Consider the following 4,549-nt stretch of genomic DNA (forward strand, 5'->3'; position numbering starts at 1 on the left):
CTCCGGGCCCACCCGCGTTTCCCCCTCCGGGCCCACCCACGTTTCCCCCTCCGAGCCCACCCACGTTTCCCCTCACCTCGCGGGCGGGGCCAGGCCCCGCCGGGGTGTCCCTCCGCGCCGCAGGCTGCCCCGTACGACCGCGCCCGACTTCAGCCCACCCCTGACGATCTCTCCGCAGGGCGCGGGCGTACGCTGTATGGCTGTCATGCCGCCCCTGCCGCTCCCCTGCGACGTCGCGGCGTTGTCATCAAGGGGGGAGTCCAGGTGCTTGAGAGTGTGGGGTCGCTGACCGGCAGCCCGTGGATCTATGCCGTCGTGGCCGTCTCCGTACTCCTGGACGTCTTCGTGCCCGTGCTGCCCAGCGGTGTGCTGGTGATCACGGCCGCGACGGCGGCCGCAGCCGGATCGACGGCCGCGGGATCGACGACGGTCGCCGAGGCCGCCGGCCAGGTGCCCCAGGAGGTGCCCTCACTGCTGGTGCTGCTGCTCTGCGCGACGACCGCGTCCGTGCTCGGCGACCTCGTCGCCTACCGGCTGGCCTGGCGCGGCGGCGACCGGCTGGACCGGGCGATCGCGCGCTCCCGCCGGCTGACCAGGGCGCAGCAACGTCTCGGCACCGCCCTCAGCCGTGGCGGCGGCATGCTGGTCGTCATCGCCCGCTTCGCCCCCGCGGGCCGCTCGGTCGTCTCCCTGGGCGCGGGCGCGTCGCGCCGCAAGGTGAGGGAGTTCCTGCCCTGGTCGGCTCTCGCGGGCGTGGCCTGGGCGGGCTACAGCGTCGGCCTCGGCTACTTCGGCGGCCAGTGGCTCGGTGCGACTTGGGTGGGCGTGGCGGTGTCCGTCCTCGCCCTCTTCGCCGCGGGGTCCCTCGCGGCTTACGTCATGCGGCGTCCGGCGCCGGAACCGGCATAGCCTTCCTGGCCGCACTCCCGCCGCCACGCACCTCCAGCCCGTCGAGGAGCTTGCGGGTCGACTCCGCTATCTCGTCCACGGCCCGGTCGAACACCTCCTGGTTGTGCGCGGCGGGCGCCCGGAACCCGGACACCTTCCGTACGAACTGCAGGGCTGCGGCCCTGATGTCCTCCTCGGTGGCTTCTTCGGGGAGGACGGGCGGTCGGAGAGTCTTGATGCTGCGGCACATGTCTCCAGTGTGGGCCACGCCACCGACAACGCGCCCCGGTCGGCGTGTGTTCGCCACGCACGCCTCACGCGCGCCGTGAGTGCGTCACGCGGCGTCGGCGATCCCAGCGCCCGAGGTGCCCGGAGCCGCACCGACACCCGCACTCACACTCGCACCCGCGCCCACACCCGGTGCCTCACCCGCACCCGCAGCTACACCCGCAGTCACACCCGCACCCAGGATCACATCCGCGTCCGTCCTCGCGTCCGCCTCCGCCCCGACCGCCGCTGCCCACTCCACGAGCAGCTGCTGGTACCGGGCCTCGTCCACGGCGGACAACCGCGCCCCGGACCGCGCCCACAGTGCGCGAATCTCCGCATTCACCACAGCAGCGGACCGTACGGAACCAAGCTCGCGAAGGGTTGGGGACATGGTCACAAGGTTACGGGCCCGGACTGACAACGGTGACCCACTGACGTGCCCCGGTGACGGATACCACTTACGCGGATGCCAGGTTCATATGCCACATATGGCGTCCGTCACATGCCCCAACACCCGGACCGCTGCCCAGAGTTTGCGCAAAGAGTGATGACTCCGCAGCCACTCCGGACGGGCCGCAGGTAGTCCGACGTGACTCGCGAGTACACCAGGGGTGGCGGGTACCGGAGATCCTCAACTGCAAACGTATGCACCGAGTTTCTGTAACCGCCTGGTCGCTGTCCGCCAGATATTCGTTGTCAGACGTCTCCACGTTTCGCGGTGCGGAACCGCTTTGCTGTCCGCACGAGCAATGACGCTCCAGGCACCGGGGCGTGCGAAAGCAGCGGGGATCCGAGTGCCGACCGACAGCGAACGTAAGGACAGCACCGAAGTGAAGTTCGACGAAGCCGCCCTCGTGCTGGCCATCGCGGCCGCCGCGAGAGCGTACGCGCCCGATGTCCGGGCGTTCACGCGGCGCCTGCTCGGCGCGGGTGTACGTGTCGGAGCCGCCAGCCTGATCGAACAGCGCCACCCCACCTGCCCGCCGGCACTCCCCGATGCCGACGGGCCCGACGAAGAAGGCCGCTCATGAGCGGCCGGCAGCCCAAGGATGTGAACAGGCGGGCGATGCAGGGACTCGTCAATTCCATGCCACCGCCCTTCCGGGCGTTCCACACCCAGTACCACCAGCCGTACTTCGAGTACGCGCGCATCCAACTGGGCGACTGGGACGCCGCTGACGAACTCGTCCACGGCACCTTCCTCTACCTGGCCTTCAACTGGCAGCACTTCACCCGTCAGGGCAGCTTCGAGGCCGACGCCTGGGCCCTGCACAAGGAGCGGGTGGCCACCGAACTGACAGTGACGGGCCGCCCGCCCGCAGGCCCCGAAACGCTGGCCTTCGCCCGTGCGATACGTGCCGCCACGGATGCCGTCATGGGCACCTTCCGCGAACACTTCCGGGCACAGGTCGACGAACTCGAGCACAGCATCGGTCTCTACCGCGCCATGACCCACCTTCCCGAGCGACAGTTCGACGTGGTCCTCCTGCGCTATGCGCTGGGCTACACGACGAAACACACCGCCTCGGTCATGGGCATCACTCCGGCCACGGTGCGCACGCTGCGCTGCAGCGCCAAGCGGCGACTGGCGGCCGAACTCGATCTGGACATGGAAGTGGACATCGACGATGAGGAGTGAGAGCCCTATGTCACGCCGGCCGCTCGGTGTCGAGGAGGCCCTCTCCAGAGCCAGGGTCTTCGAGGGCGACTACTCGAAGGAACAACTGGAGGCATCGCGCCGGCGACTCGCGCACGATCTCGCCGAGGCCCGCTGGACGCAGATGTTCACGGGCGGCGCCTCCCCGTGGGGCCGCCCCACTGCGACGCTCCACCAGCAGGCCCGGGACGGACTGTGGTCGCTGTCCCAGAACGTCATCACGAACGACGAGGCCGCCGGCTACATCGCCCGCTTCGAGGACGACCGCGACCCGGGCGGGGCCCTCGCCTTCGCCTGCCTGCTGGACCTGGCCGACGCGGAGGAAGGCGCCCAGTTCTGGTGGCAGTTCGCCGCCGGAGCGGGGAACGCGACGAGCGCGCTGTGTCTGTACCTGCTGCATCTGCGCCGGGGCGAACTGCGGGACGCCCAGCACTGGGCGGCGCAGATTCCCGTGCTGGAGACGGGCACCCAGGACCAGTTCAGACCCGTGCCCCACGAGGCGGTCGACCCGGGCGCCCCGCCCTCCGGCATCACGGTGCGCTTCGAGGCGGCGGGAGACGCCGCGTTCGTACCCGAGGACGCCGTCAGGGACACCGTCGACCACCTGGACGTCGACGAACTCGACGACTTCGGCACCATCCCGCGCCCGAGCGCGGCGCTGGCGGGCCGGGTGAAGGACCTGGTCACGGTTGCCCGCTGACATCCGAGGGCCCCGGACCACGGGGCCCTCGGGTGGGTCGTGGGTCCACCGCGAGCGCGGTCGGTACGGGCCGCGGAGTGTGACGCTCGGGCGCTACCAGCCGCGGACTGTGACGCTCAGGGTGCTACCGACCGTGACCGGCAGGCGCCAGAGCGTCAGGCGTCAGGCATCAGGCATCAGGCATCAGGCATCAGGCATCAGGCATCAGGCATCAGGCATCAGGCATCAAGGGTCGGCGTCAGGGGGCTTCCCCGGCCGTGCACGCACCGTCTCGGCTACCTTGGCGACCGTGACCCAGCCCTGGCACCCGACGGCCCCCGGAGTCCTCCGCCTGCCCTCCGGCCGGCTCGTACGGGGCCGCGCCCTGCGCCGCCCGCTCCCGCCCCGCCCCCCACCCACGTACGCCCTTCATCTGCTGGGCGGACAGCCCCCTGAGTTCTCCTGGGAATCCCGCTGGCTCCGCTGGCCGGACTTCCGTCTCCCCAGCGATCCCGCCCACGCCCGAGCCGTCCTGCACGACGCCTGGACCCGCTCCGCCACCGACCGCGTCGAGATCGCCTGCGGAGGCGGCCGAGGCCGCACGGGCACGGCCCTGGCCTGCCTCGCCGTTCTCGACGGCGTCCCGTCCGCCGAGGCGGTGGCCTTCGTACGCCTCCACTACGACCGGCGTGCCGTCGAGACCCCTTGGCAGCGGCGGTACGTTCGCCGCTTTCCGGCCGTCCCGTAGCCGCACCCGTCGTGGCCCGTGCATCCTTTACCGGCAAACCGGTCGAAAATTGTATTTAAGCGTCGCTATCGGACGCCTGGAGGGTTACTCTGATAAATAAGACCTGCGGGATGAGCGAGGGAGTTCAACCGGAGTAGCCGACTTCGGCGGAAGGGTTTGGTTCCGCTGTGGCCGACGTCGACGGTCGGGCTGAGAGGCTGAAAGGTCGCAGGACCGGACCGGACGGCGACCCCCACTACCTGATTCGGGTAATGCCGACGAAGGGAGCCCGTCTCGTAGGTCGCTCATGTGCGTGTGTATGTCGAAG

7 protein-coding genes are annotated in these 4,549 nt (G+C 70.3%); 5 read left to right on the forward strand and 2 right to left on the reverse strand.

Going from position 1 to position 4,549, the window contains the following annotated elements; translation table 11 throughout:
- The first annotated feature begins 264 nt into the window (after positions 1–264).
- The gene (locus ACWGI8_RS40165; RefSeq protein WP_453668389.1) at positions 265–909 is read left to right on the forward strand and encodes a DedA family protein; all 645 of its coding nucleotides are present in this window, start codon (positions 265–267) and stop codon (positions 907–909) included.
- Here the strand turns inward: ACWGI8_RS40165 and ACWGI8_RS40170 are convergent.
- A complete protein-coding gene (locus tag ACWGI8_RS40170; protein ID WP_453668390.1) occupies positions 878–1,138 on the reverse strand; it encodes a DUF2277 domain-containing protein in 261 nt (86 codons plus the stop codon). The genes ACWGI8_RS40165 and ACWGI8_RS40170 overlap by 32 nt on opposite strands.
- Before the next feature lie 84 nt (positions 1,139–1,222).
- Complete coding sequence (locus ACWGI8_RS40175) at positions 1,223–1,549, reverse strand: hypothetical protein (protein WP_453668391.1); 327 nt, start codon at positions 1,547–1,549, stop codon at positions 1,223–1,225.
- A 403-nt stretch (positions 1,550–1,952) separates the two neighbouring features.
- On the opposite strand from ACWGI8_RS40175, the gene ACWGI8_RS40180 reads away from it, so the two are divergent.
- From ACWGI8_RS40180 to ACWGI8_RS40195, 4 genes are all read left to right on the forward strand, one after another.
- On the forward strand, positions 1,953–2,189 hold the full coding sequence (locus tag ACWGI8_RS40180; protein WP_453668392.1) for a hypothetical protein: 237 nt from the start codon (positions 1,953–1,955) through the stop codon (positions 2,187–2,189).
- Positions 2,186–2,797 (forward strand): RNA polymerase sigma factor, encoded by a 612-nt coding sequence (locus tag ACWGI8_RS40185; RefSeq protein WP_453668393.1) that lies wholly within the window; start codon positions 2,186–2,188, stop codon positions 2,795–2,797. Before ACWGI8_RS40180 ends, ACWGI8_RS40185 begins: the two co-directional genes overlap by 4 nt.
- A 7-nt stretch (positions 2,798–2,804) precedes the next feature.
- Positions 2,805–3,515 carry a hypothetical protein gene (locus ACWGI8_RS40190; protein ID WP_453668394.1) on the forward strand — a complete coding sequence of 237 codons (711 nt, stop codon included), beginning with the start codon at positions 2,805–2,807 and terminating at the stop codon, positions 3,513–3,515.
- A gap of 289 nt (positions 3,516–3,804) precedes the next feature.
- Positions 3,805–4,242 (forward strand): protein-tyrosine phosphatase family protein, encoded by a 438-nt coding sequence (locus ACWGI8_RS40195; RefSeq protein ID WP_453668395.1) that lies wholly within the window; start codon positions 3,805–3,807, stop codon positions 4,240–4,242.
- Positions 4,243–4,549 lie beyond the last annotated feature (307 nt).

This window comes from Streptomyces sp. NPDC054841, from assembly GCF_053611045.1.